Annotated in this window: 17 protein-coding genes and 1 tRNA gene; 10 read left to right on the top strand and 8 right to left on the bottom strand. The window is 60.7% G+C overall.

Features of this window, described 5'->3' with window-relative positions:
• The first annotated feature begins 82 nt into the window (after positions 1 to 82).
• The 4 genes from BMOU_RS06695 (at position 83) to BMOU_RS06710 (ending at position 8,952) form a co-directional block, all read left to right on the top strand.
• Positions 83 to 2,560: a YhgE/Pip domain-containing protein gene (locus BMOU_RS06695; RefSeq protein ID WP_034876095.1), complete on the top strand. Its 2,478-nt coding sequence runs from the start codon at positions 83 to 85 to the stop codon at positions 2,558 to 2,560.
• Positions 2,557 to 4,833, top strand: a complete 2,277-nt coding sequence (locus tag BMOU_RS06700) for a YhgE/Pip domain-containing protein (protein ID WP_034876097.1) — start codon at positions 2,557 to 2,559, stop codon at positions 4,831 to 4,833. The genes BMOU_RS06695 and BMOU_RS06700 overlap by 4 nt, the downstream gene beginning before the upstream one ends.
• A 68-nt stretch (positions 4,834 to 4,901) precedes the next feature.
• Entirely contained in the window at positions 4,902 to 5,969 is a 1,068-nt protein-coding gene (locus BMOU_RS06705; protein ID WP_171002085.1) for an alpha/beta fold hydrolase, read from the top strand.
• A 187-nt stretch (positions 5,970 to 6,156) separates the two neighbouring features.
• Positions 6,157 to 8,952, top strand: coding sequence for a X2-like carbohydrate binding domain-containing protein (locus BMOU_RS06710; RefSeq protein WP_235143739.1), 2,796 nt, complete (start codon positions 6,157 to 6,159; stop codon positions 8,950 to 8,952).
• 146 nt (positions 8,953 to 9,098) lie between these two features.
• Here the strand turns inward: BMOU_RS06710 and BMOU_RS06715 are convergent, their stop codons facing one another.
• Positions 9,099 to 10,307: a MalY/PatB family protein gene (locus BMOU_RS06715; protein WP_034876101.1), complete on the bottom strand. Its 1,209-nt coding sequence runs from the start codon at positions 10,305 to 10,307 to the stop codon at positions 9,099 to 9,101.
• Positions 10,308 to 10,433: 126 nt separating this feature from the next.
• Between BMOU_RS06715 and BMOU_RS06720 the strand changes: the two genes are divergently transcribed.
• Complete coding sequence (locus tag BMOU_RS06720) at positions 10,434 to 11,336, top strand: DMT family transporter (protein ID WP_034876103.1); 903 nt, start codon at positions 10,434 to 10,436, stop codon at positions 11,334 to 11,336.
• An 87-nt stretch (positions 11,337 to 11,423) separates the two neighbouring features.
• On the opposite strand, the gene BMOU_RS06725 is transcribed toward BMOU_RS06720, so the two are convergent.
• The 3 genes from BMOU_RS06725 to BMOU_RS06735 form a co-directional block, all read right to left on the bottom strand.
• Positions 11,424 to 12,371, bottom strand: a complete 948-nt coding sequence (locus tag BMOU_RS06725; protein WP_200864828.1) for an SIR2 family NAD-dependent protein deacylase — start codon at positions 12,369 to 12,371, stop codon at positions 11,424 to 11,426.
• On the bottom strand, positions 12,319 to 13,248 hold the full coding sequence (locus BMOU_RS06730) for a protein-ADP-ribose hydrolase (protein ID WP_034877364.1): 930 nt from the start codon (positions 13,246 to 13,248) through the stop codon (positions 12,319 to 12,321). Before BMOU_RS06730 ends, BMOU_RS06725 begins: the two co-directional genes overlap by 53 nt.
• A gap of 186 nt (positions 13,249 to 13,434) precedes the next feature.
• On the bottom strand, positions 13,435 to 14,064 hold the full coding sequence (locus BMOU_RS06735) for an NAD(P)-dependent oxidoreductase (protein ID WP_034877366.1): 630 nt from the start codon (positions 14,062 to 14,064) through the stop codon (positions 13,435 to 13,437).
• A gap of 231 nt (positions 14,065 to 14,295) precedes the next feature.
• Between BMOU_RS06735 and BMOU_RS06740 the strand changes: the two genes are divergently transcribed.
• A complete protein-coding gene (locus BMOU_RS06740; protein WP_034876105.1) occupies positions 14,296 to 14,619 on the top strand; it encodes a winged helix-turn-helix transcriptional regulator in 324 nt (107 codons plus the stop codon).
• A gap of 249 nt (positions 14,620 to 14,868) precedes the next feature.
• Here the strand turns inward: BMOU_RS06740 and BMOU_RS06745 are convergent.
• Positions 14,869 to 14,951, bottom strand: a tRNA-Leu gene (locus BMOU_RS06745).
• A gap of 88 nt (positions 14,952 to 15,039) precedes the next feature.
• On the bottom strand, positions 15,040 to 16,356 hold the full coding sequence (gene tgt / locus BMOU_RS06750; RefSeq protein WP_034876107.1) for a tRNA guanosine(34) transglycosylase Tgt: 1,317 nt from the start codon (positions 16,354 to 16,356) through the stop codon (positions 15,040 to 15,042).
• A gap of 280 nt (positions 16,357 to 16,636) precedes the next feature.
• On the opposite strand from tgt, the gene BMOU_RS06755 reads away from it, so the two are divergent.
• Complete coding sequence (locus BMOU_RS06755; protein WP_034876110.1) at positions 16,637 to 18,421, top strand: trypsin-like peptidase domain-containing protein; 1,785 nt, start codon at positions 16,637 to 16,639, stop codon at positions 18,419 to 18,421.
• Between the two features lie 353 nt (positions 18,422 to 18,774).
• The gene (locus tag BMOU_RS06760; protein WP_034876112.1) at positions 18,775 to 21,180 is read left to right on the top strand and encodes a heavy metal translocating P-type ATPase; all 2,406 of its coding nucleotides are present in this window, start codon (positions 18,775 to 18,777) and stop codon (positions 21,178 to 21,180) included.
• 113 nt (positions 21,181 to 21,293) lie between these two features.
• Here BMOU_RS06760 and BMOU_RS06765 read toward each other — a convergent pair whose 3' ends face one another.
• Both BMOU_RS06765 and BMOU_RS06770 read right to left on the bottom strand, forming a co-directional pair.
• Positions 21,294 to 22,304, bottom strand: a complete 1,011-nt coding sequence (locus BMOU_RS06765; protein WP_034876114.1) for an asparaginase — start codon at positions 22,302 to 22,304, stop codon at positions 21,294 to 21,296.
• A 90-nt stretch (positions 22,305 to 22,394) separates the two neighbouring features.
• Positions 22,395 to 23,906, bottom strand: a complete 1,512-nt coding sequence (locus tag BMOU_RS06770) for an amino acid permease (RefSeq protein ID WP_200864829.1) — start codon at positions 23,904 to 23,906, stop codon at positions 22,395 to 22,397.
• A 232-nt stretch (positions 23,907 to 24,138) separates the two neighbouring features.
• On the opposite strand from BMOU_RS06770, the gene BMOU_RS06775 reads away from it, so the two are divergent.
• Positions 24,139 to 25,593, top strand: coding sequence for an FAD-dependent oxidoreductase (locus BMOU_RS06775; RefSeq protein WP_034876116.1), 1,455 nt, complete (start codon positions 24,139 to 24,141; stop codon positions 25,591 to 25,593).
• 248 nt (positions 25,594 to 25,841) lie between these two features.
• Entirely contained in the window at positions 25,842 to 26,903 is a 1,062-nt protein-coding gene (locus tag BMOU_RS06780; RefSeq protein ID WP_051428933.1) for a serine hydrolase, read from the top strand.
• Positions 26,904 to 26,917 lie beyond the last annotated feature (14 nt).

The following is a 26,917-nucleotide window of genomic DNA, read 5'->3' on the forward strand; positions in this document are numbered from 1 at the left end:
CAAGGTCGGATTATAGTGCTCACGGGCCGGTATATCAGTATGCGACCTGATAGCTGAGTGTTCGACCTGCCGGAGGAAAGATATGCGAACGATTCTCGCCATTTTCGCGCGCGATCTCATACGTATCGTGAAGAGTCCCGTGGCGTTGGTCGTGACCCTCGGCGTGGCCCTGATCCCGTCGCTGTACGCATGGTGCAACATCCTCGCCAACTGGAACCCCTACGCCAACACCGGCAACATCCAGGTGGCCGTGGCCAACGAGGATCTCGGCACCGATTCCACCCTCATCGGGCATCTCGACGCGGGCGCGCAGACCGTCCGCAAACTCAAAACCAATCATCAGCTCGGCTGGCGTTTCGTCAGCAAGTCGGATGCCATCAACGGCGTGGAATCCGGCGAATACTATGCGGCGATCGTATTGCCGAGCGATTTCAGCAAAACCCTGATCGGATCCGTCACCGGCACCACCAAACGGCCGCACATCACGTACTACGTCAACGAGAAGGAAAATGCGATCGCGCCGAAAATCACCGACACCGGCGCGACGGAGATCGACGAAGAGATCAACTCCACCTTCGTGACCTCCGTCGCCGCCGCCGTGGCCACGGAGGTCAAGCGATCCGCGCGGGACACCACACAATCGCTCGACGGTGCGCAGAGTGATGTCATCGCCGACCTCAACACCACCATCGACCAGCTGAACGGCGTGCGTGACGAACTGACGAATATGTCGACCTCGCTCGGCGACGCCGAAACCACCATCGCCAAGGCGCAGGATACCAACAAGCAAATCAGCGCGGACCTCACCACCGCCACGGGCACCGCCAACACCACCATCGGACTGCTCAACGACACACAGACCGCAGCGCAACGGTTCTCGACGACGCTCTCCAAGGCGCTTGACAACGGCAGCGTGCAATTGTCGGGCCTGCAGATCGGCGTCAACACCGCCACCGGCCAGATCGTCAGCGGCCTCAACACCACGAAAAGCGCCGTGAACGCCGTCAGCCAGGCAATGCAGAAAACCTGCGATAAAACCGATGAATTCATCGACGGTCTCGACCGCGTGCTCGCCTCCAGCGGCCTTGACCACAACAGCAAGGAATACCAGGCGCTCGCGCAGCAGATCACCGATGCGCGCACCCAGCTCAAACAGGAACAGCAGCTGCTCGACACCTTCGGCACCAACGCCGACGACCTGATCGGCGACAGCACGACCACCGCGACCACGCTCGGCAACACCGTCGCCGGGCTCGCCGCCGACGGGGCGAACAAACTGATCAACGCACGTGGCACACTGACCGGCACCATCATGCCATCGCTCGACGGCTCACTCACCTCGCTCAGCGCCACCAGCGGCTCCCTGATCGGCACACTCGACGCACTCGGCAACCTGATCGGACAAAGCGACGGCCTGCTGAACCAGCTCGACGACACCTTGCGGCAGACACGCACCACGCTCGACTCCACCGTCGGCGAACTGGGCGACCTCGAAGGCAACCTCGACACCACGCGCACCGACGTGGCCGCACTCTCCAGCTCGCAGACCTACGAGCAGATCACCAAACTGCTGGGTCTCAACGCGACGAGTATCGGCGACTTCATGGGCAACCCCGTGCACCTGAGCGAAATCGTCGTATACCCGACCGACAACTACGGATCCGCCGTCACGCCGTTCTACACCAACCTCGCGCTGTGGGTCGGAGGCTTCGTACTCGTGGCCATCTACAAGCTCGAAGTGGACCGCGACGAGCGCATCCGCAACTACACGCCGACACAGGGCTATCTCGGCCGGTGGCTGCTGTTCATGACGGTCGGCTTCATGCAGGCGATCATCGCCACCGTGGGCGATATCGCGCTCGGCATCCAATGCGAGCATCCGTTGCTGTTCATTCTCGCAGGGCTGCTCGAATCGTTCGTATACGTGAACATCATCTATGCGCTTGCCGTCACCTTCCGGCACATCGGCAAGGCGGTGGCCGTGGTTCTCGTGATCGTGCAGATTCCGGGCGCCTCCGGCCTGTACCCGATTGAGATGATGCCGGAATTCTTCCAGCGGCTCAAGCCGTTCCTGCCGTTCACCTACGGCATTCAGGCCATGCGTGGGCCGATTGCGGGACTGTACAAAATGCATTACTGGGACTACATGTTCCACCTGCTGTGGTACCTGCCGGTCGCGCTGTTCATCGGACTGGTGGTGCGCCGGCTCGCCATGAACCTCAACGCCCTGTTCGACGAGCGGCTGGCCGACACCGACCTGATGATCACCGAACGCAACGCCGGCGTCGACAGCCAACTGCACTTCGTGAGCAGGGCGCGCGAATTCGCCGAACGGTATCCGCAAATCGCGCACGACAGGGCCGAACGATTCCTTGGCATATATCCGAAGCTGGTGCGGTGGGGCTTCATCGCATTGGCGGTGCTGCCGTTCGCCTTGCTGGTCCTGCTGTTCATCATCCAACAGAAAACCGTGATGCTCACGCTGTGGATCGTGTCGATCATCGTGATCGACACCTACCTGATCGTGGTCGAATACCTGAAGGAAAGGTACGCGCAGTGAAATATCTCTGGGGTATCTTCAGGCGTGACATGCGCCATGCCACGAGCAATGTGATCGCCCTGATCGTATCGATGGGGCTGGTGATCGTACCGGCGTTGTACGCATGGTTCAACATCGCCGCCAGCTGGGATCCGTACGACAACACGAAATCGCTGAAAGTGGCGGTCGCGAACGTGGACTCCGGATACAAGTCGAAGCTGATCCCGGTGCGCATCAACGTGGGGGAGACGGTACTGAGCGCACTGCGCGCCAACCATCAGCTCGACTGGCAGTTCGTGGACAGCGCCAAGGCGGTCGACGGCGTGAAATCCGGTGAATACTATGCGGCGATCGTCATTCCGAAATCCTTCAGCGCCGACATGATGACGCTGTTCTCACCCACCGTCAGGCATGCGACGCTGAAATACTACCTCAACGAGAAAATCAATCCGATCGCCCCGCATATCACTGACGAAGGCGCGTCCACCGTGGCGAACACCATCGACAAGACCTTCGCGAAAACGATGGCGCAGGTCGGACTCGACCTCGCCGCGAACATGGTGCAGTATTCGCAAAGCCCGCAGATGACGCAGTACATGACGAATCTGGTGTCGAACATTGATGGCATGGCATCCACCATCTCCGCCGCGCAGGCGCAGGTGGACGCCTATTCGGCGTTGCTCGGCTCGGCCGACAGTGTGATCGCCTCCACGGACAAACTGCTCGCCTCGACGCGCAAGGCCGGCAAACAGGCGCGCAAGACCTTGAAGCAGAGCGGGTCCAGCGCTTCGACACTCACCGATGCCTGCACCGATGTGACCGATTCCGTCAATCAGGCACTGCAGCAGGCGGTCTCGTCGCTGGACGGCATCGCGAACAAGGTCGGCACCGCCTTCGACCGGCTCGGCAAGGATGCGGATGGCGCCGCGAAGACGCTGCAGGATCTGTCATCGCAGGTATCGAGCGGTGCGAACGTGTACGGCAACTACATCGCGCAGCTTGAGAAGATGCGTTCGGCTGTCGAGGGATTGCCGGACGGCGACTCGAAACAGGCGTTGCTGAACGCCATCGACAAGCAGATCGCAGCACTGCAGGCGGCGCAGCAGGATACGCAGGATCTGGCCACGGCGCTCGACGCCGCCTCGAAGCAGGTCGCCGCCGACAGCGGCGACATTCAGCAGGATCGCCAGCAGATCCTCGATCGGATCACGGCGGCGAAACAGTCGATCACCACCGTGCAGGACGACTATGAGAAGAACGTCAAACCCAAACTGGACGACCTATCGACATCGGTGCAAACGCTCGTTGCGCAGACCGGCACCGTGATCAGCGGACTGGATGACGTCACCGGTGACATCGGATCGATGTCCGGCGGTATCGGCGCCAACGTGACGGCCGTGCGCAAGACGCTCGGCAGCGTATCGGCATCGTTGGGCAAATCGGCCGGCAAACTGTCCGACCTGAGCGCGAAGCTCAAGCAAGCCGAACAGACCGGAGACAGCAGTGCGATCGCCTCGCTGGCATCGGACGACACCAACACCCTCGCGACGCTGCTGTCCGCACCGGTGGCGCTCGATCGTGTGCCGATCTACCCGATCGCCAATTACGGGTCGGCCATGGCGCCGTTCTACACGGTGCTGTCCATCTGGGTGGGGGCCATCATTCTGGTGGCCATCGTGAAGGTGGCCGTATCCGACCGCGAGAAGGCGCATGTGCTTGGACTGGACCGCGACTCGTTGCCGATTCGTGCCCGCAACCGTGAGATGCCGGGCAATGCGGCGAAGTTCGGACTGCGATTGCATCATGAATATTTCGGACGACTGGGGATTTTCGCATTGCTGGCGCTGCTGCAAGGCACCATCGTATGCCTGGGAGACATGTATTTCCTAGGCGTGCAGGCCGAACATGCACTGCAGTTCCTGGCCGTGGGATGGCTGTGCGCGGTGGTCTTCTCGAACATCGTGTACACATTGACCGTGTCGTTCGGCGACATCGGCAAGGCATTGGCCGTGGTGCTGCTGGTGATGCAGGTGGCCGGCTCGGGCGGCACGTTCCCGATACAGACGCTGCCGAAGTTCTTCCAGGTCTGCTACCCGTTCCTGCCGTTCCCTCACGCCATCGACGCGATGCATGCGGCCATGGCCGGTTCATATGGTTTCGAGTATTGGATCGATCTTGGCGCGCTCGCGCTGTTCCTGCTGCCGTCGCTGCTGCTCGGGCTGGTGCTGCGGCGGCCGGTAATCCGCCTCAACAACTGGGTGCTGCGGCGTCTTGAGTCCACGCACGTGATGTAGCGGCTCGGTTGGCTCTTGGCGATGGTCTGCATGCAATGACGTGAGTCATTGGCCGTATGATGGGTGACATGACTATCACACTCATCGACGAGGCGCAGTACGACGCCGAAATGGACGGTAAGGTACTGCCGGCACTACAGGCCTGCCTGACGGAGGGGTGGATGGAGCCGGCGACGCACGACAGCGACGGCAACGCGCTTCCCACGCTCGACAATCCCGGCAAACTGCACTATTGCTGCTATGACGCCCGAAAATTCGACGAACTGCGCGAAGACGGCGCGGCGGGTTCGTTCCGTGGCACGATCGTCATCTCCCATGGTTTCACCGAATTCGGCCGCAAATACAGCGAGATGGTGTGGTACTTCCTGCTTGCCGGCTACTCCGTGTGCGTGTTCGAGCATCGCGGTCACGGCCATTCCGTGCACGACATGAGCAATCCGAGCTTGGTCTGGATCGATGATTGGCGCCGATATGTGGCCGATTTCGCGAAGTTCGCCAGTACCGTCGGGCGTGAGTGCGCGGCGGATCGCCCGCTCAACCTGTACTGCCATTCCATGGGTGGCGGCATCGGCGCGGCGGTGTTGGAACGCTATCCGAGTCTGTTTGACAAGGCGGTGCTTTCCGCGCCGATGATCGCTCCGGTGGTCGGCATGCCGACGTGGATTGCGCGCATCGTCGTCGGCGGCATCTGCGCACTGGGGTTCGGCAGAAGCCGGGTGTTCGGTCATGCCGACTTCTCCGACGATCTCAATCTGGATGATTATCGCGGTGCCTCCGAGGCGCGTGTTCGCTGGTTCCACAAGCAACGGCTTGCCGACGAGTCCTATCAGACCAATGCGGCGACCTTCGAATGGGCGAGGCAGGCCATGGCATTGTCCCGCGCGGTGCTCAAACCCGACATGTGCGGCGCCATCGAGACGCCGACGCTGCTCTTCCAGGCCGGGCTTGACGTGTGGGTGCTCAACGGTCCGCAGGATGAGTTCATCGAACGCGTGCGCGAAGGCGGCGGCTCCATCGAGAAGGTGCGCTACGACAGGTCGTTGCACGAAATCTTCTCCATGCCGAACGACGTACTTGGCCCGTATCTGGAGCGAATTCTCGACTTTCTGCAGGTGCCCGCACCGGGTCTGCGGTAGCGGTGGCGTGCGAATCTTGGCGATTGGAAAATAATCCGGTTTGTCTCGAACGAGACGGATGTATTTTTCAGAGGTGACAATCGGGGGATTTTCTGTCTTCTATTTTCGGTAGTTTAGGGGTGGCGCAGAGCATGAGTGCGTCACTTCGAACCCCCCTTCGAGCGAAGAGAGAGAATTCATGAAACCAATGCATGTCAAGATTCGCAGAGCCGCGATTGCGGCCGTTGCAGCGTGTTCGATGCTGCTGCCGGTCGGTGTTACCTCCGCGACAGAGACCCCCGGATTGACGGTGAATCAAGGGGCCGGTTACACTGCGACAAAGATCTCGCATCCGAACGCCGACCTCGGTGAGAACGATGGCATTGTCAATGTGGACGCCAATGGCACCTCGACCGTTGCCGACGGCGATGCCGATCGCGGACAAAACTACTCCTGGGCCTCCGTCGGATACGGGGATTGGATGTATGTGGGCACCTGCTATTCCGCGATGGGAAGCACCCTCAAACTCATGGCCAATACCATGGGAACCACCTACAAGAAGCTCAAGGCCGCGCTCGATGTGGCGTTCAACGGCGAGATGTTCCTCGACAACGGCGAGAACCACAGCCTGCTGTTGAAGATCAACACGAAGACCGGCAAGGTCAAAATCGTCGTCGATCCGATTCAGAAGGCCACCGGCGCCGACCTCAATGTGAACGGCTACCGCGCGGCCATCGAATTCCATGACAAGCTGTACTTCGCGGCCGCCGCGCAAGGCAGCCCATACCTGCTGGAGGTCGATCCGACCACCGACAAGACCCAGATCGTCTACCAGGCCACCGGCGTCGCCTCGGGAATCTCCGTCGGCATCCGCGGTCTGGCCGTACTGAACGGCCAACTGATCGCCAGCATGATCGGCACGGAAGGCGCCTACATCGTGTCTTCCTCGAATCCGTCCGCAGGAGCCGACTCGTTCACCACCATCGCAACGCAGCAGGATCTGCTGGACTATCCGGCATACCACTACACCGACAATATTTTCGGCGGTGCGATCTGGGATATGGTCGCGTTCAACGGCAAGCTGTATATCACCGTAGTCACCGGCAAGGGCAGCAACAAACAGTCCTTCGCACTGTTCCGTGGCGAACAGAACGCCGACGAAAGCTGGACGTACACTCCGCTGGTCGGCGATCCGAAAGACGGCGCGCACTATGAATACGGCTTCGGGGCGGATCGCTCCGGCGCGGCCAATCTGGTGGTATACAAGGACCATCTGTACATCGGCGGCTACAACGATCCGATGGTGGCATTGCCGGACGCGCTCGAATTCAACTTCGAAAGCCTGTACGATGACCTGTCCAGCCCCGTCAACCTGTGGCGTATGGACGCCGACGAGAACTTCGAGCTTGTAGCGGGCGAAAGCAACAACAAGTACTTCGGCGAGCCGGTCGGCACCATCGACGGCGAGACCATGCGCGCCGGCCTGGGCTCCGACAGCGACATGAGCCGCCATCTCAACCAGTATGTGTGGCGCATGCAGGCGTACGACGGCAAAATGTACGCCGGAACCTTCGACATCAGCGATCTGGCCTACCCGGTCACGCAATTCGCCAACGGTGACGTGCTCAAGCGCACGCCGGAACAGTGGAAGAAGCAGATCGAGTACATCAAGGAATTCCTCAAGCTGCTCAAAGCCGACGGGAATGGTTCCTCCACCACTGCGGAATCCTCCTCGCTTGAGGCGACCAAGCCGGAAGACGGCAACGTCGACGGCGATGCGGACGCGACGGCAGGCGATGATGCGGAAGACGGCGCGGCGGCGCAGTCGCAGGACAATGCCGCCGACGAGCAGCGTATGGCCGACAACATCGCATCGGAAGGCAAGACGTCCGAGGTGATCGCCAATCTGACCGAAATGCGCAAGCTGCTGGACAACATGCGCAACGATCTGGAATCCAAGCAGACCGATGTGGACATCGATGAGGCCTCGGCGCAGTCCGACGACTACACCCTCGACGACCGCTTCCAGTTCCAGCGCTGGCTGAACAAGCTGCTTGCGCTCTACAACAGCAACAAGCAGTACCTGCCGGAATCCATCACCGCCGAGCTCGACAAGTGGCTCACGCAGGACAACGTCGACAACTTCACCTATTTCGTGGGCGTGTGCAACTATCTGCATTACGCCACCAGCGACAAGCGCGGCTGCGATCTCGTCGTGACATCCGATGGCCTGAACTTCCAGACCATCACGCGTAACGGCTTCGGGGACAACAACAACCACGGACTGCGTGTATTCGCGGTCACCAACTCCGGCCTGAGCATCGGCACCGCGAACCCCTACCATGGCACTCAGATCTGGAAATTGGATGACGGCAAGGGCGACGCGGTGAACGCCGAACTGGCAGACGGAGACGCCTACACGTACGACAAGTACGACACGCAGGCCAAAGCAGCCAACCAGCAGGGCCTGAGCGTCGGCATCACGTTCAACGGCAACACCGTGGAGGATGTGCAGTACGACTATGCATCGCTCAAGGCCGGCGAAGACTACGTGGTGAACGAAGACGGTTCCGGCATCACCTTGACCAGTGCGTTCCTGAATGCCAAGGAGACCGGCAGCACCGGTTCCGTGGTGGTGTTCTTCAACCGCGGTGCCCGCGCACGCTTCACGGTTGAGATCAAGGATGGTACGCCGGGCGCTTCTCAGCCGGCCAAGCCGTCCGAGTCCACCACCAAGCCTGCCGACCAGGCCAAGCCCAGCGACCAGACCAAGCCTGCCGACCGGACCGAGTCCGCTGAGTCCACCGCCAAGCCGTCCGAGTCCGCCAAGCCGTCCGAGTCCGCCAAGACCGCTGGCCAGACCACGCAGAGCGCCGCAAAGTCCGCGGCAAACGTCGCCAACACCATTGCCAGCACCGGCTCCAACGTATGGGGCATGGTTCTGGCCGTGGCCGTGCTGGCGCTTGCCGGCGGAGTGATGCTGGTGCTACGCCGACGCGGCTGAACGTGCGGCATACCGGTGTGGTGCCTGAGGTGAATCACCACATCTGACATGCCATACCCGACAGACAGTGGCGCGGATCGCGGAAGCCCCCGATATGGAGTTTTCCGCAATCCGCGCCACTTGCATTATGCCGAACATCGGGGCCTTCAGGCGTTGAACACGTATCGGTCGAGTCGCTCGAACGCCTCCTTGACCCGGCTCAACGGCAACGCGAGATTCACGCGAATCGAGTATGGCTGATTGAACCTCGCGCCATCCTGCCAGCACACGCCCACGTCCCAGCCGCGCTTTTCGAGTTCCTGCAACGAAACGCCGTGCGCCTGGCACCATTCGGAGCAATCGAGGAACAGCATGTACGTGCCCTCCGGCTTGGTGCACGAGACCCCCTTGAAATGATCGGCGATGAAATCGCACGCATAATCCACGTTGCCGGTCAGTACGCCGCGCAACTCGTCAAGCCACGCATGGCCTTCGGGCTGGTACGCACCGATCAGCGCGTGCATCGACAGCACGTTCATCTCGTTGTAGTACGACTTTGAACTCTTCGCGCCGATGCGGTCGCGCAGATACTGGTTGTAGATGATGTGATAGCTGCCGATCAGTCCCGCCAGATTGAAGGTCTTGCTCGGCGCATAGAAAGCCACGGTGCGGTTGCGTGCGTCGTCGCTGACCGATTGCGTCGGGATGTGCCTGTGGTCGGCGAGCGTCAGGTCGGACCAGATTTCATCGGAAATGATCAGGCAGTCGTTGCGACGGTAGACCTCCATTGCCTGCTCGATCTCCCATCGTTCCCACACACGGCCGCACGGGTTGTGCGGGCTGCAGAACACGGCGACATGGATGTTGTTCTCCTTGATTTTGCGGTCCATGTCGTCGAAGTCCATGCGCCAGATGCCGTCTTCGTCGCGTTTGAGCGGGCTGTGCACGATGCGGTAGCCGTTGTTCTCTATGCTCATTGTGAAACCGATGTAGGTCGGGCTGTGCAGCAGAACCGCATCACCCGGCGCAGCGAAGGAGGTGATTGCGGAGATCACGCCTCCCAGCACGCCGTTCTCATAGCCGATGGCCTCGCGGGTCAGCCCCGTCACGCCGTTGCGCGTGGACTGCCAGCGGATGATTGAATCGTAGTATTCGTCGGTCGGACTGAAATAGCCGTATGCCGGATGCTTGGCACGTTCGATGATCGCCTTCGGGATGGTCGGTACGGTAGGGAAGTTCATGTCGGCGATCCACATCGGAATCACGTCGAACCCTTCTTTCGGAGGTTCCGGTGCGAAACCGGGCTGGCCCAGCCCGTCGACCGCAATCGAATCCTTGCCGTGGCGATCCATGATGGATGTGAAATCGTAAGTCATACCATGCCTTTCGAGAACATTGTCGGAGGGGGAGACCTTCATCCTAGTATGGTCACGTTTCATCGCTTGGTCCAGCAGACAGCGCGGTAGAATCGGGCCGGAATGTTTCGAAGATGGGAGTGGCTTATGTCTGGACGAACCTTCGAGCTGACCCCTCGGAAACTGGTCGTCGGTACGATCATGACCGTAACCGGAGCCGTGCTATGGGGCGTCAACGGCACCGTGTCGAAGATGCTCATGGATTCATACAGCGTCGATCCCATGTGGGTGGCGTGCGTGCGTGAAATCGCGGCCGGCCTGCTGTTTCTCGCCTGTGCGGGCATCACCACACCGAAACTGCTTACCGGTATGCTGCGCGAACGCAGGAACTATCCGAAGCTGGTCATCGTGGCGCTGTCGAGCGTGCTGGTGATCCAAGTGGGCTATCTGCAGGCGATCCACTGGACGAATGCCGGCACCGCAACCGTACTGCAAAGCTTGAGCCTGCTGTTCGTGCTGCTGTACGTATGCGTGCATGGCAGGCGGTTGCCGACCGTCATCGAGGCGATCGGCGTGGTGCTCGCGGTAATCGGCACCGTGCTGATCGCCACCGGAGGCAATCTATCGTCGATCTCCCTGCCGTTGCCCGGCTTGGCTTGGGGACTGGCCAATGCGCTCGGCAATGCGGCGATGGCGATCATCCCGCTTGCGCTGATTGCGCGTTGGGGCGCTTTTTCGGTGAATGGCGTGGCTTTTCTGATTTCCGGATTCGTGCTGATGCCGTTCGTGCAGCCGTGGGCCCACATGCCGCAGTTGGATGCGCGTGGCTGGCTGATGCTGGGCTTTCTGGTGGTGGTCGGCACATTTGCCGCCTGCGGCCTGTACATGGGCGGTGTCGCGATCATCGGTTCGATGCGTGGCATTCTCATCGGCACCGTAGAGCCGGTGGTGGCCACGATCACCGCCGTGCTGTGGACCGGCACGGTGTTCTCGCCCACCGATCTGGTCGGCCTGGTGCTGATCATCCTCATGGTGTTTTTGGTGCGGTAGCCCCTCGCGTCCTTCCGTTTGTCCGATTCTGGTGAATCGGACAAACAGAGTGCGAAAGCACCTTCACAGATGTCCGATTCTGGTGAATCAGTCGACAAAGGGCGAGTGAAGGGTCTCAGCCAAGTCGGTCAGCGTGGCATCGATATCGGCGTTGATGCAGATGGACCGATCATGAATCTGCCGGGGTGCCACGGCTTCGCCCAGATTCAGGCAAGCGTACGTGGCCTGCGGATTGCCGTCCGTCAATTGCCAGAACGGGTATTTGATGATTCCCGGCGTATTGCCGCCAACGCCCAGTTCTAACAGCAGAATCCGCGAATCCTTGCGCTTCGTGACATAATCGCTGTAGCGGCGGGCCGCATCATGCCAGCCGGCATCCTCGACAAACGTGCCATCGGCCCGCAGGTTCATCGTCATCGGACGGCCGCATCGCGGGCAATGCGGAATCAGCTCGCTGGGAATGCGCATATCCGACTGCTCCGCCAGCATCCTGCGCACCGTCTCCTCGTTGTCGTAGGTGATCTGGCTGCACGGCAGGGAACATTGCCACAGTCCGTAGTCGCCCTGCGTGTAGAAGAGGCGGGATTTATCGAAGCCGGCATGCTGGAAGCAGTGATCGACATTGGTGGTTAATACGAAGTAGTCCTTGGCGGCGGCCGCATCGCCGAATCTGCGAAGCATATCGAGCAGACGCTCATGCACCGGCTTGGGCGCGGGAATATAGCGGTTGTAGTAAATTTCGCGGCTCCACCAGGCCCAGTATTCCTCAAGTGTGCCGAAGGGATGGAATCCGCCGGAATACATGTCGGTGATGCCGTAGCGTGCCTTGAAATCGGCGAACAGGCAGTCGAATCGTTCGCCGGAATATGTGTAGCCGGCCGATGTGGACAGGCCCGATCCGGCACCGATGAGAATGCAGTCGGCCGCCTTCCATGCCTGCGCGAGAGCGGTGACTTCGTTGCTCGGGCGGCCGTTTTCGGGCTTATTCGGCGAGTATGCGTTCATAGAGTTGCCGGTCGCGATCGGAGAAGACATCGAAAATCACCTTTCTGATGGAAATCGGGCTGATGGTGTCATTGCCGCCGGTGTGAAGGAACTCGCGCACCGTACGCACTGCGATCCGTGCCGCCAGTTCGGCCGGGAAACGGAATTCCCCCGTCGATATGCAGCAGAACGCAATGGATTCGAGACGATTCGCCGCCGCCAACCGAAGGCAGGCACGATAACAGTCGGCAAGTTGCGCCTGCTCCTCGGCTGTCGGATTGCCGGAGGGAATCATCGGACCGACGGTGTGTAGCACATATTGCGACGGCAGGTTAAAGGCCGGTGTGATTTTCGCCTGTCCGACAGGTTCCGGCCGCCGCTGTCGATCCATGAGTTCCGCGCAGGCCAGCCGCAGCTGCACGCCGGCCGCCGAATGAATCGCATTGTCGATGCAACGATGATTCGGCGCATAACAGCCGGTCAGTCCACTGTTCGCCGCATTGACGATCGCATCGCAGCGTAGGGTGGTGATGTCGCCCTGCCAGACGGCAAGGGTCGTGGTGTGACTTTTGTTGCCGGTGGCGTTCGCGGTGGTGTTGGCGTTCGCGGGCGTGCCGATTCCATTTGTTGTGTTGCCGGTGGCGGTGCCATCGAAAGATTCGTCGGCATCTGCCGTCGCCATGGGTGGAATCGCATTCGCGTCGGTAATCGTATGATGCTTGAGCTCGGTCTGCAGATACTCGTCCTGGATGTGCAGGAACCGCGTGCTTATCGGCGTGGGAGGGCGCACGTTCAACAGGGTGCGCAGCAGCAGGCGCTGCTCGTTCTCATCGCGTGGGATTGTCGGAATCGCGGCGTTCGACTGGTAATCCGGATGCTCCTCGAGCAGATATCTGATAAGCCATGTTCGTCGTTGCCGCTGATTCATCGTGCCTCGATTCGTGTCATGGTTGTCCGATTCTGGAGAATCGGACAACCATGGGGTGTCATGCGTATCTTGGTTGTCCGTTTTTCCCGAATCGGACGACCAAAGGATCTGATTCATGCTTCCAATGTCCGATTCACCAGAATCGGCCAATCGGCATGGAAGGGCGGAGCCCTACACGGTTATGCCCTACTTGGTGTAGACGGAGATGCGCTCGCCGACATGCTTGCCGGATTCCGCTTCGTCCACCACGGCGATGGCGTAATCGGCATAGCTGATGAAGCTCTTGCCCTCGGCATTGGTGGTGAACTCCTCGCCGGCCAGCCCGTAGGAGCCGGTACGTTCACCTTCGGCCTGGAAGTCGGCGGCCGGGCTGACGTAGGTCCACTTCACGTCGTTGCGGTTGCGCAGCAGCTTGAGGGCGGCGACATGTGCTGCGGAAACCGGTTTGTAGGCGTCGACGAACTCCGGGGTGTCCTCGAGGGCCATGGTGTGTTCCTTGTTCACAAACAGGCTGCCGGCGCCTCCGACAACGATCAGGCGGGTATCGGTACCGGAAAGCAGATCGGCGAGATGGCCGGCGGCCTGCGCGATCTGCGGCAACGTATCCGGAGTCCAGGTGCCGAAGGCGTCGACGACCACGTCGAATCCGGCAAGATCTGCGGTGGTCAGGTCGAATGCATTCTTGACGATGGCGTTCGGTGCCGTGGTTCGGTTTTCGCCGCGCACGACAGCGGTCACATCATGGCCGCGATTCACGGCTTCCTTGACGATGAGCTGGCCGGCTTTGCCGTTTGCTGCGACTACTGCGATCTTCATGATGATTCCTTTCATGTTTGCGCCTATCCAGGGGGAGGCGTCCGCCGACCATCCGATCAGCTGGGAAGATTCCTGACTGTTGTTTCCGGTGGAAATCTTCCGATTTTCGATTACATGATGTACCATATTTCCATACAGAAAATAATGGAAGAAGGCACAATTTAGTTCTGTAGTTACCTACAGGGAACTTTTATTGCGATCACTGGATTTTTGAGAAAGAAAGATTTTCAGATGGAACGTGAATTACCGGCGTGTCCTGTTGAAACGACGTTGTTGATGATTTCCGATAAATGGAAGGTGCTGATTCTGCGTGATCTGCTTGATGGAACCAAACGATTCAGCGAGTTGCGCCGTTCGGTCGGCAATGTTTCGCAGAAGGTGCTTACCGCGAATCTACGGCAGATGGAGCGGGATGGACTGGTGCACCGTGAGGTCTATCCTGAGGTGCCGCCACGTGTGGAGTATTCGCTGACCGAAACGGGGCTAAGTCTCGAGCCGGTCATCAAGGCCATGAAGGATTGGGGCATTCACTACAAGGCTGCATGCGAAGAGTGAGTTTGTCGGATGAGCGAGTTTGTCCGATTCTGCCGAATCGGACATTTCCGGAGTAACTTCCTCGGTGACCTCGAAGACTTGATCAGCGACGTATGGCGCTTCATATCGTCCAGCGTGAACGGGGATGACCACTATGTTCGGCTGGATGAAGCAGGCGACTTCAAATGTTGTCAAAATGTCGCCAAAGACGGACGTTTGAGGGCAAAGCAAAAGGGCTGGAATCGTTGGATTCCAGCCCTTTTCGAATCGTGCGAGCGGGGGGAGTTGAACCCCCACGAGCATACACTCACTGCCACCTGAAGACAGCGCGTCTACCATTCCGCCACGCTCGCAGACAATCGACTAATTTACACCCGTATCGGCATTTGTCCAATGCCGGCGTGTCGCATTGTCCTGATTGGAAACCGAAGGTTCATCGGCTTAACCCTTCGAGCCGTTCGCGTAGAACTTCGCCAGGGTCTCGTCGCGGAACTCGTCGAAATAGCCGCCGTCGATCGAGGATCGGATGTCATCAAGCAGCTTCACGAAGAAATGCTCGTTATGAATCGTGGCCAGTGTGAATCCGTTGAATTCGCGGGCGCGCAGGGCATGATCCACGTAGGCGCGCGAGTAATGCGTGCAGGTGTAGCAGGTGCAACCCTCCTCGAGCGGCCCGAAATCGTGCTTGAACTGCGCCCGTTTGATGTTGTAGCGTCCCGAACGCGTGAAAATCGCGCCATTGCGGCCGCAGCGCGCCGGTGCCACGCAGTCGAAGGTGTCACCGCCGTTCTCCACGCAGGCGAAGATGTCGTCGACCGCGGCGATGCCGAGCACATGGCGCGGCCTGCTTTCCGGCATCGCGTCGCAGATCCATGCGCAGGTATCGCCGATGATGCGCTTTTCGATCGCGCCGCCGATGCCGACGCCATCGAAATCAAGCGAGGCGATCTGCTCGGCCGCATGCCGGCGCAGATCCTCATAATTCGCGCCCTGCACCACGCCGTACAGTGCCTGATACGGCTTGCCGAGACGCTCCTCGGTAAGCCTTTGGTGCTCGGCTACGCAACGTTGCGCCCAACGGTAGGTGCGCTCCACGGAACGTTCTTGGTATCCGCGTGTATTCATCAGCGTGGTCAGTTCGTCAAAGGCAAACATGATGTCGGCGCCGATCTTGTGCTGGATGCCCATGGAGATCTCGGCGGAAAAGCGGTGCAGGGAGCCGTTGAGCGGTGACTTGAACGTCACACCGTCCTCGTCCACGAATGCGAGACGCTCCTTGCCTTCGGCGATCACCTCATCGGATTTCATGCCGGTCACGTCCATGGCGAGGGTTTTCTTGAATCCCGCGCCGAGCGACAGCACCTGGAAGCCGCCGGAATCGGTGAAGGTCGGGCCGTTCCAGTTCATGAACTTCGCGAGCCCTCCGGCCTCGTCAAGCACCTGCTCGCCTGGCCGCTCATATAGGTGAAATGCGTTCGACAGCAAGCATTGCGCGCCCAGATCCTTCATGGTCTCCGGCAGCACGGCCTTCATTGCGGCCTGCGTGGCCACCGGTACGAATGCCGGCGTGTGGATGTCGCCATGCGGGGTGTGGATGATGCCGGTGCGCCCGTAGCGTGCACCGCCGCGGCCTTTGCCGTCGGCCGCGTCGGGTAGTCGTGTGGTCTGTTCGAAGGAGAATGCGCGGCGGTCGCCGGGCTTGCCGGGTTCGGCTCCGCGCGGATGCTCGACGAGATTCGGTTCGGTAAGGCTTGTCATGCGTTTCACTTTAGGCGATAGCGCCGATTGCGCCGGATGGAGGAATTTCATGACCGAAAGACAGATTGCGCAGGAAGCGAAAATCTGCCGCATAGAAGCGGGATGAGGTTGTTTTGTAAGGCTGGGAGCGGCCGTCCGCAAAGATTGCCAATCAATTCGAGTGGTACTTTCAACAAACATTCAGGAAATTTCCAGAGCGGGTATCTTTACTCTTAGATAGCAGTTCGAGCGGCACGATTGCTGAACATGTGAAATGCCGCGAGACGAATAAGGAGCAAGAATGGCTGAAGATAACAGCGACCAGAATGTCGCGCAGCCGCAGAATGATGCGCAACAGGCCGTCCCGACGCAGCCGGCCGACACTGCGACCGACAATGCCGAGACTTCCGTGACCGAACCGATTGCAATGCATGACGCCGGCGAGCAGCCGACCACCGCCTTGCCTTCAGTGAATGCCACCGATTCGGGAAACACCCTGGACCATGCGTCCGCCGCCGGCACCTCCGCGCAACCGCAGTATCGTCCGGCACCGGAATACGGTGCCTATGGAACGGGACCGACGCAGCCGGCGAACGGCTCGAACGCCGCGCAGCCGCAGTACGGCCAGCCTGCGCATAGTGCGCAGACGTCGCAGATGCCGCCGCAGAACAATCACGGTCCTTTCTTCGGCAATCCGTATGCGCAGCCGCAGAATGAACAGCATGGTTCGCACAACGGCAATCCGTTCACCGCTCCGCAAGGAGGCGCGAACGTTCCGCCGAATACCCCGAATAACGGCAATCCGCTCAATCCGTTCGGCAATGCGGGCAATCCGCAGAACCCGGCGGTCAAGAACCGATCGAAGACGGCCAGCAACGTGATCGTGGCCGTGGTCGCCGCACTGGTCGCCGCAGCGCTGTGCCTCGGCATCGGTTTCGCGGCCATCACCAACGGTTGGGTGCAGGTGCCTACATCAAGCTCGATGACCAGCATCAGCTCCAACCAGTCCGGTTCCGGCTCGGCCAAGGCCAAGAGCGGCGAGGCCGTTGATTGGACGGCGGTAGCCAAGGAAGTGTCCAACTCCGTGGTCTCCATTCAGACCGTGACCAGCGAGGGCACCGCCAAGGGTTCCGGCGCGATCGTCAGCGACAAGGGCTATATCGTCACCAACAACCATGTGATTTCCGGCGCGCAGCAGATTCAGGTGACGCTCGCCAACGGCACCATCTATTCCGCGCAGGTCGTCGGCACCGATACCACCACCGATTTGGCGGTCATCAAGCTCGACAATCCGCCGAGCGACCTCAAGCCCGTGGAATTCGCCAATTCCGACAAGCTGGCCGTTGGTGAAGCCGTGATGGCCATCGGCAACCCGCTTGGTTATGACGACACCGCCACCACCGGTATCGTCTCCGCGCTCAACCGCCCGGTGACCGTGACCGATGACAACAACAACGCCGTCGTCACCAACGCCGTGCAGATCGACGCCGCAATCAACCCGGGCAACTCCGGTGGCCCGACCTTCAATGCGGCCGGCCAGGTGATCGGTATCAACTCGTCCATCGCCTCCACCGCAAGCTCCTCCAGCACGGCGGGCTCCATCGGCATCGGCTTCGCGATTCCGTCGAACCTCGTCAAGCGTGTGGCCAATGAGATCATCGAGAACGGCTCCGTGCAGCATGTGGCGCTCGGCGTCACCATCAAGAGCTCCACGGTCGAAGCCGACGGCGTGACCCGCGGCTGCGCCCAGGTGCAGTCCGTGGTCGACGGCGGCCCGGCATCCAAGGCCGGCGTGAAGGCGGGCGACTCCATCGTGGCCTTCAACGGCAAGGCGGTGAACAACAACTACTCGCTGCTCGGTTACGTGCGTGCCGCCGCCATGAACGACAAGGTGACGCTGACCGTCGTGCGGGACGGCCACACCATGGATCTCGATGTGACGCTGGACCAGAAGGAGTCCAGCACCAACTCCTCCAACAAGCAGGAGCAGAACGAGCAGAACAATGGCAACAACGGCAACAACGGGCAGGGCGACAGCCAGGACGGTGACGGTGGCGGATTCACCGATCCGTTCGGCATGTGGTAAACCGAACGCCGCTGAGCCAGGTGGCAACACCCCAATAGGCCCAAGGTGAACATGATGATCATCGGAAAAGCCTTGTGATGCCAAGCGAAACGGGACTGTGTGAGCAATCGCACGGTCCCGTTTCGCGTGCCGTGCGGACGAATCCCCCTACAGACCTGTTACTCTTGGACCAGAGACCGTTGTGACGGTCGGATAATCGAATATCTCATAATTGAATATTTCAGCAAATCTTTTTACGCCGTGTATCGAGGCATTCCGCTTTCAGGCAGTGCCGCCGATGGGTTAACAAGGCGTGAATGCACGAGTCCCGAACCTACGGGTTCCCGACTGGTATACGAGCGTAAGGAGATTCGATGCGTAGAGTCATCAATCTTTGCAGGCAGGTTCCGCTTCTGCCGATCACCATTCTTGCCGCCATTCCGCTGGCCCTGCTGGGCACATGGCGTCCGTGGGGCGTGCGCTCCGTGTTCGCCGTTCTGTTCGGTTGGGATTCGGTCGATCCCGGTGTCGGGCAGTGGCTGGTGATTGCGTTGGTGCTGTACACGATCATCGTCACCGTGCGCGGCATGATCGACGATTTGCGGCACGGTCACGTCGGCGTCGATCTGTTGGCCGTCGTCGCCATCGCCTCGACGCTCGCCGTTCAGGAATACTGGGCCGCCTGGGCGGTGGTGCTGATGATCTCCTCCGGTGAGGCGATCGAAGAATTCGCGCAATCGAAGGCCGAAGGCAACCTGACCGCGCTGATCGAGGCCGCGCCAAGGACCGCGCATGTGGTGAGATTGCCGGGTATGCGCGGCCATGTGCACACGTCCGGCGCCGAACATGCCTCGGATGTTTCCGAGGAAGGCTTCCGCACCGTGAGAGTGGCTGACCCTTTGGCCCCAGGTTCAGGGGATTCCGCTGTGATGGACGATGCTCATGGAACGTCCCGTGAAACGGATCTGGGCGCCAGCGACGGGAAGCGGGGATACGATGCCTCCGGCGAGCATTTCACCACGATTCCCGTGGATGACGTCAGGTTGGGCGACGTACTGCTGGTGCTGCCGGGTGAGACGGTTCCGGTCGACGGCGAACTGCTATCAGGCATGGCCACGCTTGACCTGAGCAACATCAACGGCGAGCCGGTGCCGCGCGAAGTCTATGCGGGGGCACGGGTCATGTCGGGCGCCGTCAACGGTTCGACCACGCTGACCATGCGTGCCACGCAGCTTGCGCACGATTCGCAGTACCAGAAGATCTTGGAACTCGTCTCATCCGCGCAGGACTCACGGCCGGCCGTCGTGAAGACCGCCGATGTGCTTGCGGTGCCGTTCACCATTCTTTCGCTTGCGATTGCGGCGGTCGCATGGGCGGTTGCCGGCACTCCGCTGCGGTTCGCACAGGTGCTGGTATTGGCCACGCCCTGCCCGCTGCTGATTGCGGCGCCGGTTGCGTATGTCGCAGGAACGGGACGTCTCGCCAAGGCGGGGATCCTCATCAAGGCACAGGATGTACTTGAAAATCTGGGCCGCGTAACGCATATCTTCTTCGACAAAACCGGTACGTTGACGGTCAAGCAGCCGCAGGTCGTGCGCGTCGAGAAACCATTTGACGTGAAGTCCCCGTTTGATGACGACCACATTCTCATGATGGCCGGTGTGGTGGAGGGCTATTCCGTGCACATTCTGTCGAAGGGCATCGCAGCCGCCGGGCAGCGGGCCATGCGTGATCTGTATGCACGGTATGCGGCAGGGCAGCGGCTGTGTGCGGAACGGAATCTGCCGGGGCATGGGCGTGACTACCCGGTGGTGAAGAACATTGTGGAGGACGCCGGCAAAGGCGTATCCGGTGAGGTGAACGGGCACAAGGTGCGTGTGGGGCGCTACGCCTATGCCACGGCCGGCGAGTCCGGCTTCTCCCCGGTGGTCCGTTTGTCCGATTCTGGAGAATCGGTCATCCAGAGGTCGAATATTGCGGAAGATTTGGCTGATTCACCAGAATCGGACATTCAGCGCATGCGGAACGCAAATTTAGTGTCCGATTCTCCCGAATCGGACAAACGGGCAACGGAAGGCAGGCCGGATGTGAGTTCACGGTTCGCGCCGCTTGCTCCGGATGAGATGGCCGCGTACGTGGCGCTCGATGGGCAGCTGGCTGCGCGCATCGTGCTGCGTGATGTGCCGCGCGAGAACGCGAAGAATGCTTTGGACCGTCTGCGCGAACTCGGCGTCAACACACTGTCCATGCTGACCGGTGACAAAGCGGCCTCCGCACGAATTATCGCCAAGGAGGTCGGCATTGACGACGTTCAGGCCGAACTGTTCCCCGAAGACAAGGTGCGTGCGGTCAAGGACGCCACCGAGGCTACGTCACGGCACCGGCCGTGGCGGAGCGGCGTCATGGCACGCATGCTCGGTGAATCCACGGGTCGCCAGGTGACCATGATGGTCGGCGACGGTGTGAACGATGCGCCGGTGCTCGCGGCCGCCGACATCGGCATGGCCATGACCGACGGCACGTCGACCGCCGCCTCCGAATCCGCGCAGGTCGTGATCATGAACGATGACATCGCCTCCGTGCCGCGTGCCATCGCCATCGCCCGCCGTACGAAGAAAGTGATGATGCAGGCGGTGCTCATGGGTCTCGGTCTTGCCATCGTCGGCATGATCGCCGCCGCGTTCAACCTGATTCCGGTGGTCGTCGGCGCTTTCATGCAGGAGGGCATTGACGTGGTGAGCATACTGTGGGCCCTCACGGCCTTGCTGGATAAGGAATGAGCCTATTGCCGGCAGAGACCGATCTTGCGTCTCTCCAAGATTGAGGGATTGGATGCGATGATAGACCGCGCACGATTAAGTGATGCGGCCCTACGGCCCTGTAGCCCTATGCCCTATAGCGAACTGGGCGAGATCTCGCCGGCGATGGAACGCCCCATCCACTCGCCGAAGTCCGCGCCGGTCACCTCCTGAGACAGCAGGAACATGATTTTCGCATATGCGGCTTCCAGCGTCATGTCGCCCGATCCGATGGCCCCGGCGCGGGCGATCGCGTCACCCGTCTCGTAGTGGCCGAGCAGCACCTCCGCCTGCTGGCATTGCGATGCGATAACGACCGGCACGCCATCGGCGAGCACACTGGCGATCACATCGGTCAGGCCCGGCTCGTCACTCGGCACATTGCCCACGCCGTACGCGCGCAGCAGCACCGCCTCCGGTCGTGGTGTGAGCATGGCTTCCAATCGTGTTGCGGAAATGCCCGGCGCCATGTCGATTACGGCCACATCATGGCGTTCGTATGGTTTCGGCGACTCCCAACCGCATCCGGCCGATGCGGAATCGTCCGCATACCAATGCCAAGGCGTGCCGGTACGTGCCAACGGTCCGGTGGACGGTGCCGAAAATCCTTCGAACGCCCAGCTTGACGACTTGTTCACCCGATTGCCGGCGAACAGATGATGCCCGAAGAACAGTCCCACGCCATGGAATCGTCCGCTCATGGCCGCATTCAGCGCACCGGTCACATTGGCGGTGGCATCCGACTCGATCTTGCCGAGCGGATGCTGCGAACCCGTGAAGATCACCGGCTTGCCGAATCCGGTCAGCGCATACGACAGGGCTGCGCTGGAATAGCTCATCGTATCGGTGCCGTGCAGTACCACGAACGCGTCGGCATCGTCGGCATGCGTGTGCAGATCGTCGATCATCGTCTGCCAATTGTCAGGCGTCGCATTCGACGAATCGATCAGCGGGTCAAGTTCGGTGAACGAAAACAGGCTGGAGTCCATATGCGCATCCTCGAGCAGACGGAACAGCCATCCTCGGGTGTCGGCGCCCGGAATCAGGCCATTCGGCGAGTCGATCATGCCGATTGTGCCACCGGTGTACGTGATGTGAATGCGCATTGCCTTCCTCCTCATCGAAATTTTGGTTCGCCAAGTGGGCGGCCGTATGACCTGCCGCCCACTTTACCGTCTGCCGGCTGCCGTGAGCGACTACTTGCCCGGCATTTCCGTGGTCTCCAGCACGTCGGCCACGCCGTTGTCGTTATCGTCGAGCATCTCGTCCATCAGATCGCCGTTGATGCGGCCTCGCACGTAGAACCAACCCGCCACCATGGCGATGACGACCACCACAAACATGGCGAGCGTCCAACGGCCGGCTTCGCTGGTGAGATTCGATAGCACGACCACCGCGAAGAACAGCAGGGAGATGTAGTTGGTGTACGGCGCGCCCGGCATGCGGTATTCCGGCCGCATCTCCTCGCCGGCCTTCGCCTTCTTGAGGAATGCGAGATGCGTCACGAGAATCGCCGACCACGTGCCGGCGATGCCGATGCCCGCCAGATTCATGACGATTTCGAACGCGTCGGATGGCAGCACCGCGTTGAGCACCACGCCGACCAGTCCCAGCGTGGAGGTGATGATGATGCCGCCATACGGCACATGATGCTTGTTCATGCGTGCCGCGAACTTCGGGCCGGATCCGGCCACGGCCAGCGAACGCAGGGTGCGTCCGGTGGAATACAGGCCGGCGTTGAGCGAGGAGAGCGCGGCGGTCAGGACCACGACCTGAATCACGTCGCCGGCATGCGGAATGCCGATGCCGGAGAAGAACGTGACGAACGGCGATTCGTTGGAGGAGTAGGCGGTATACGGCAGCACGAGCGCCATGAGCACCACGGAACCCACGTAGAACACGAAGATGCGGATGATCATCGAATTGATGGCCTTCGGCAGCACTTTCTCGGCGTCCTTGGCTTCGCCGGCGGCCACGCCGACCATTTCGGTGCCGCCGAATGCGAACACGACGCCCAAGGTCAGGGCGAACACCGGTGCGATGCCCATCGGGAACAGGCCGCCGTTGTCGGTGATATTGGCGATGCCGGCATGGGTGTCGCCCACCGGAGCGCCCGTCACGATGGCCCAGATGGCGATGACCATGAACGCGACGATGGTGGCCACCTTGATGGCCGCGAACCAGAATTCCGCTTCGCCGAACATCTTCACGCTCAACATGTTCAGCACGAACACCAGCGCCAGTGCGATCAGTGCCAGCAGCCATTGCGGCACGCCCTGGAAGGCCTTCCAATAGTGGAAGTACACGGCCACGGCGGTGATGTCGGCCATGACGGTCACGGACCAGTCCAGGAAGAACAGCCAGCCGGTCACGTACGCGCCCTTCTCGCCGAGGAATTCGCGCGCATAGGAGACGAATGCGCCGGATGACGGGCGGCGGATTGCCAGCTCACCCAACGCGCGCACCATCAGGAACGCGAAGATGCCGCACACGGCGTAGGCGATCGCCAGTCCCGCGCCGCCCTGCGACAGTCGGCCGCCCGCGCCCAGAAACAGACCGGTGCCGATGGATCCGCCGATGGCGATCATCTGGATATGGCGGGGCTTCAGGTCCTTGGCGTACCCGGAGTCGCTTTTGTCCTGCCTGACGGTCGTTTTCTTCACGGCCGACTGTGTCGGCTTGGAAGGTGAAGTGTTGGAATCACTCATGATTGTCGTTCTTTTCTCTTATCCGATTGACCGCAGCGTCGCAATGTTCCCGACGGCAACGAATCGCGGCGCCGGCATCATCGCTATTCCTGCACGAATGCCGCACATATTATATGAATCGCCCGCTACCTGCGGACGGACTGCGGACTCCGTCTGCGACAGGCGCACGATCATAGGCGAATCGTAGATCGGACCTTGTCGCAAATGCAGGGAATGCATTAGGCTGGAGCGCGTGACTGAATCTCAAGAACTTCGTATTGCCGTTATCGGCGCCGGTCCTGCCGGCGTCTACTCCTCCGACATCTTCCTGCGCCAGCTGGCCAAGCTCGGCGACGAACTGGGACTGGGCACCAAGGCCCGCATCGACCTGTTCGAAAAGCTGCCCGTGCCGTTCGGCCTGGTGCGTTATGGCGTGGCCCCCGATCATCCTTCCATCAAGTTCATCGCCAGCGCGCTCGAAAAGACGCTCGACAATCCGGACATCCACCTGTACTGCGATGTGGAATTCGGCAAGGACGTGACGCTCGACGAACTGCTCGAACGCTACGACGCCGTGCTGTTCGCCACCGGTGCCGTGGAAGACAAGCCGCTCGGACTGCCGGGCGCCGACCTTGACGGCGTGTACGGCGCCGCCAAGTTCGTGGAATGGTATGACGGCTATCCGACCGGCGCACGCGAATGGCCGCTCGAAGCCGAGGAAGTCGCCGTGATCGGCGGTGGCAACGTGGCCATGGACGTGGCGCGCGAGCTCATGCGCAACGCCGACGATCTGAAGGAACGCACCGATATTCCGGACAACGTGTATGAAGGCATCAAGGGCAACAAGGCCAAGGTGCTGCACCTGTTCATCCGCCGTGGCGTGGCCCAGGCCAAGTTCTCCGTGCAGGAGCTGCGCGAGATGGAGAAGCTGCCGGGCGTGCAGCTGATCATCAACGAGGACGACTTCGATCTGGATGACGACACCATCGAGGAAGCCGGCAAGGATAAGCTCACCCGCCAGATGGTCGAGGAGCTGTTCACCATCCGTGAGATGGCTGAAGACATGGAAGACGACGGCGACACCGACTTCGAGGGCAATCCGGCCGATCGTAAGTACTATGTGCACTTCAACTCCGCGCCGGTCGAAGTGCTGGGCGAGGACGGCAAGGTCGTCGGCATCCGCGTGGAGAAGACCGAGACCTCCGCAGATGGCAGGATGAGCCGTACCGGCGAATTCGAGGAGTACCCGGTGCAGGCCGTGTACCATGCGATCGGCTACAAGCCGGCCACCGCGCCGGGCATTGCCTATGACGAACGCCGTGCGCACCTGGCCAATGCCCATGGCGATGGCCGCATCACCACGGCCGCCGAAGCCGGCGAGGACGTTGAGGTGCGTGAGCGCCTGTACGCCACCGGTTGGGCTAAGCGTGGCCCGGTGGGCCTGATCGGCTCCACCAAGTCCGACGCGCTGCTGATCGTCACCAACATGCTTGAGGATCTGTCAAAGGCCGCCGAGGGTGGGCGCGTGGCCGCCGACCGTGATCCGGAATCCATCGACCGCCTGCTCTCTGAGCGTGGCGTCAAGCCGATCGACTTCGCCGGCTGGAAGAAGGTCGACGCCTTCGAACGTGCCGAAGGTGCGAAGGAAGGCCGCGAGCACAAGAAGGTCATCGAACCCGAGCAGATGCGCACACTGGCCCACGCCTGATTCTCCGGAATCGGACATCTGCGGGGCGGCTTGCCCATGCCCGTAGGATTCCAACGGCCCCCGAACGTGAGGTTCGGGGTCGTTCGCATGAGAAGCTGCAGGGCGCTTGTGCGGTGGCCTGCCTGCGTGGCGGTGCCTTCAGAAAGTGACTGTGCTTTCAGAAAAATCCAAGGTATGCATAAGGCCATGGCAACTTTTTTGGCCCTAGCGTTACGTGCGGCGGAGAAATCGTACGAAAACGGGGTGTCATGGGATTCGGCGGCCACGGGAATCATGTGTGGAAAACAGGTCGGACATATGTACGTAGGCGCATCGTCGTAGCTGCAGCCGGCATCACGGTGGCGGTCGTGCTGGGTGTCGGGCTCGGCAACGGTGTGGCCGATCTGCAGGGTTTTGGCGCAACGACAGCCGAAGAGGGCAAGAAAAGCGCCTCCTCCGACGCGAAGGCTTCCTCCACGCCGCAATCCGATGCATCCTCCGAGACGTCCGCGGATCCAACGCAGTCCGCAATGAACGGCATCAACGCACTCGACGGCAGCGCAACGATCTCAACCTCCGGCTTCACGCTCGACACCGATGCGCAACTGACCATCGAAGCGCAGGTATCCAACTTCGAATCCGCAGGGTATACCGCATCCTTCGTGCTGGCCGACATCAATACCGGCCGTGCGATCGCCTACAATGCGGACGCGCAAGTCTATTCGGCATCCGCAATCAAAGCGCCGTTCATCATGGCGCTCGCATCGACGGGCACCATCGATCTGAACGCGGTGTATCAGGCGGGCGATACGCAGAATGCGACGACGAAGCAGAACATCGACCAGGTGCTGACCGTCTCAGACAATACCGCTTACAGATGGCTGGTCGACACCTATGGCACCGACGCCTTCGATTCATGGGCCTCGCAGGCCGGCACTGCCATTCAGATGGCCGGTCACGGTTACGTGACCACCTGCGCACGGGACATGGCGAAGCTGTGGACGCAAGGCTATGGATTCCTGTTCGCGCAGCAGACGTCGGGCGCCGCAGATGTTTCCGACGAGGCGTTGCAGTGGTTGTCGGGCGATATGACGGACTCGCTCAACTCCAATATTCATCGGGCACTTGGCGACTCGACCACGGTGTATACGAAAGCCGGATGGATCAGCGGCGAAGGCGACCTGTATGCGCTGAACGACGGCGGAATCGTGGCTTCGTCGTCCGGCACGTACGTGCTTACCGTGATGACGGACGCGTGCGGACGCAACGATCTGCTCACCGAACTGGTCGATGCTTTGGATTCGGTGCATTCCGGCGCCATGTTGGCGTAGGGCCGTTCGCGAGT

Origin of the sequence: Bifidobacterium moukalabense DSM 27321 (assembly GCF_000522505.1) — a bacterium.
Taxonomy (GTDB): Bacteria; Actinomycetota; Actinomycetes; order Actinomycetales; family Bifidobacteriaceae; genus Bifidobacterium; species Bifidobacterium moukalabense.

What these genes read in the sequence shown, in the direction of transcription:
- tgt (WP_034876107.1), bottom strand. Translation starts at nt 16,356, where the DNA reads ATGACAAGCCTTACCGAACCGAATCTCGTCGAGCATCCGCGCGGAGCC.
- BMOU_RS06720 (WP_034876103.1), top strand. Translation starts at nt 10,434, where the DNA reads ATGTCTGGACGAACCTTCGAGCTGACCCCTCGGAAACTGGTCGTCGGT.
- BMOU_RS06765 (WP_034876114.1), bottom strand. Translation starts at nt 22,304, where the DNA reads ATGCGCATTCACATCACGTACACCGGTGGCACAATCGGCATGATCGAC.
- BMOU_RS06780 (WP_051428933.1), top strand. Translation starts at nt 25,842, where the DNA reads ATGGGATTCGGCGGCCACGGGAATCATGTGTGGAAAACAGGTCGGACA.
- BMOU_RS06740 (WP_034876105.1), top strand. Translation starts at nt 14,296, where the DNA reads ATGGAACGTGAATTACCGGCGTGTCCTGTTGAAACGACGTTGTTGATG.
- BMOU_RS06705 (WP_171002085.1), top strand. Translation starts at nt 4,902, where the DNA reads ATGACTATCACACTCATCGACGAGGCGCAGTACGACGCCGAAATGGAC.
- BMOU_RS06770 (WP_200864829.1), bottom strand. Translation starts at nt 23,906, where the DNA reads ATGAGTGATTCCAACACTTCACCTTCCAAGCCGACACAGTCGGCCGTG.
- BMOU_RS06730 (WP_034877364.1), bottom strand. Translation starts at nt 13,248, where the DNA reads ATGAATCAGCGGCAACGACGAACATGGCTTATCAGATATCTGCTCGAG.
- BMOU_RS06710 (WP_235143739.1), top strand. Translation starts at nt 6,157, where the DNA reads ATGCATGTCAAGATTCGCAGAGCCGCGATTGCGGCCGTTGCAGCGTGT.
- BMOU_RS06735 (WP_034877366.1), bottom strand. Translation starts at nt 14,064, where the DNA reads ATGAAGATCGCAGTAGTCGCAGCAAACGGCAAAGCCGGCCAGCTCATC.
- BMOU_RS06755 (WP_034876110.1), top strand. Translation starts at nt 16,637, where the DNA reads ATGGCTGAAGATAACAGCGACCAGAATGTCGCGCAGCCGCAGAATGAT.
- BMOU_RS06695 (WP_034876095.1), top strand. Translation starts at nt 83, where the DNA reads ATGCGAACGATTCTCGCCATTTTCGCGCGCGATCTCATACGTATCGTG.
- BMOU_RS06715 (WP_034876101.1), bottom strand. Translation starts at nt 10,307, where the DNA reads ATGACTTACGATTTCACATCCATCATGGATCGCCACGGCAAGGATTCG.
- BMOU_RS06725 (WP_200864828.1), bottom strand. Translation starts at nt 12,371, where the DNA reads ATGTCTTCTCCGATCGCGACCGGCAACTCTATGAACGCATACTCGCCG.
- BMOU_RS06760 (WP_034876112.1), top strand. Translation starts at nt 18,775, where the DNA reads ATGCGTAGAGTCATCAATCTTTGCAGGCAGGTTCCGCTTCTGCCGATC.